The organism is Frankia sp. CoWAU3, from assembly GCF_977971855.1.
Genome location: NZ_CDWWXB010000011.1, coordinates 4714 through 5209, shown reverse-complemented (window position 1 = coordinate 5209; position 496 = coordinate 4714). Strand labels below are relative to the sequence as shown.

The following is a 496-nucleotide window of genomic DNA, read 5'->3' as shown; positions in this document are numbered from 1 at the left end:
ATCGCTGTTCGGGTCACCGCAGGGGCAGGTCAGCAGCGTTCCCTCGGCGTTGCCGGCACCGGCCTGGTGGATGAGTTGGTCGCCGTTCGCGCCGTCGCCGCTGACGACCTTCCCGGTGTATCCCTTGCTGCGCAGCGCCCTGGTCAGCAACGCGAGTTCCGCATAGTAGCCAGAATAGTACACGGCGTCCGGATTCTCGGCGAGGATCTTCGTGGCCTGGGACGTGTAGTCCTTCGTCGGATTGATGCCGTCGTGGATCACGCGGATGCCACGGCCGGTCAGGGCCTTCTCGAGCGCTCCGGACAAGCCGGTGCCGTATTCGCTCCGGTCGTCGAGAGAGTAGACCTTGTCCGCCTTCACGACCTTGGCAAGGTATTCCGCGGCGGCGGATCCCTGCACGGTGTCCGGTGCGATGACCCGGTAGAAGCTGGTGAACCCGAGATCGGTGAGCGCCGGATTGGTGGCCGACGGGCTGACCGACAGCAGCCCGGCCCCG

1 protein-coding gene is annotated in these 496 nt (G+C 66.1%); it reads right to left on the bottom strand.

What is annotated here, in order from left to right; all coding sequences use genetic code 11:
- Positions 1–496: branched-chain amino acid ABC transporter substrate-binding protein (locus AC08ON_RS02465; RefSeq protein ID WP_476616378.1), on the bottom strand; the 496-nt coding region annotated here is incomplete at both ends.